Source organism: Streptomyces sp. NPDC090499, from assembly GCF_044769305.1.
Taxonomy (GTDB): Bacteria; Actinomycetota; Actinomycetes; order Streptomycetales; family Streptomycetaceae; genus Streptomyces.
In genome coordinates, this window is record NZ_JBIVXP010000053.1 from 1 (window position 1) to 1,717 (window position 1,717).

Genomic DNA, 1,717 nt, shown 5'->3' on the forward strand with positions numbered 1-1,717 from the left:
CCTAGAAGGCTGATGAAGATCTTGGTGAGGGCTGTCCGGCCGTCAGGCCGGACAGCCCTCCGCTCATGCACTGGCTGGTGCGATGTGCCAGGTGCCACTGGTGTGGGTGAGTCCGAGGTTGATCAGTCGGCGGAGGTTGAGGGCGGCGGCTCGGGTGTGGAGCCAGGTGTCGTTCTTGATGGTACCGCGGTAGCGCAGGCGCCGGTTGCCGTGGTGGACGAGCCAGGCGACGGCGCGTTCGACTGGTGGGCGCCAGCGGCGGTAGTCGGCCTGCCAGCCGGGATCGGTGACGGCCTGGTGGCGGGCGGCTGTCTGGAGGTCGTGGTGCGGGCGGATGGTCAGGATGCGTCCGGCCTTGGCTTTAGTGCACCGCTCGCGCAGGTGGCATCCGGTGCACAGGTCCCCGAAAGAGGCTTTGCGTTGGTGGTGCTGCCCGCCGGGGTCGGACAGGGCCACGGCGTGTCCGGCCGGGCAGGTCACGACGGCGGCTTGGGTGTCGATGGCGAAATCGTCGAGGGTGAAGCCGTCGGGGACAGCGGGCCGCAGCGGGGCGGGCTTGAGGAACAGCCGGTGCCCGGCCTCGTGGAGGGCCTGGCGGACATCGCCGGTGGAGTAAGCGGTGTCACCGAAGGCATCGAGTGGGGTGTCCTCGTCGGCGAGCAGTTCCAGGCCGACCACGGCTTCGTGGTGCTCGGGCCCGGCGCCGGGTCTGAGGGCGACGGCGGTGTATAAGCCGGTCTCGGGTTCGATGGCCAGGTGGGCCTTGAAGCCGTCCTGGCGGTGAGTGCGGGTCTTGTGCACGTGCCGGGCTTCGGGATCGGTGGTGGAGACCGTCCGGTTCGGGGCGGTGCCCCGGGTGATGCGCCAGCGTCCGTCGCGGCCGTCGGATTCCTCGGCGGGCTCGACGTCCTGGCCGGCGACCAGGGCCAGGATGCCCACCGCGTTCGCGGCTTTCTCGCCGAGCTGCTGGTCGGGCAGGTGGCCCAGCAGCCGCAGGGCATCGGTGACCAGCGCGTCGACCAGTTCGGCGCGGGCCTGCTCGTCGTTCCAGGCGATGCGGGGCTTGCCCGGGTCGGTGTAGTCGTGCGCGCTGCACTGGGCAGCGGCGACCGCGTCGGCGCCGGGGACCTCGCGGATCACCGCCCGGACGGCGGCGATGATCTGGGTGACGGTGTCCTGGGTGGCGACCGCGTCGTCCAGCACGGTGGAGTCCAGCGCCCGGCGGTGCTTGCCCCTGAGCACGCCGGTGGCCTTCACGACCTCACGCACGGTGTCGAAAATACGGTTCGGGCGGGCGGAACGGGCCAGCCGACGGCGGAAGTAGGCCAGCAGCGACGGGTCGAAGGCCATGTCGTTGAGGCCGAGTCCACATGCGGCCTTCCACCGCAGGTCGCACCGCAGTTCCTGGACCGTCTCGAAGTCCGACAGGCCGTGCAGGGCCTGCAAGGTGATCGCGGCGGCCAGGATCTGCGGCGGCATGCTCGGGCGTCCGTTCGCCGACGGGTACATGTCCGCGAACATCTCAGCCGGGAACAACTCGCCGCGGTGCTCTGCCAGGAACGCGAACACGCTCCCCGCCGGAATCAGATCGCGACACGTCTCCCACACATCCGGCCCGACCATCTCGCCGACCCACTCACCCATCGCCACAAGACGAGTCTGGTCCTGCCGCTCACGCGGCAGGACCAGAACCCCAAGATCTTCATCAGCCTTCTAG

The 1,717-nt window shown here is 70.0% G+C and carries 1 protein-coding gene; it reads right to left on the bottom strand.

What is annotated here, in order from left to right; all coding sequences use genetic code 11:
• Nucleotides 1–63: 63 nt before the first annotated feature.
• Nucleotides 64–1,644, bottom strand: coding sequence for an IS1182 family transposase (locus tag ACIQVL_RS51525; RefSeq protein WP_403446231.1), 1,581 nt, complete (start codon nt 1,642–1,644; stop codon nt 64–66).
• Between the last annotated feature and the right edge of the window lie 73 nt (nt 1,645–1,717).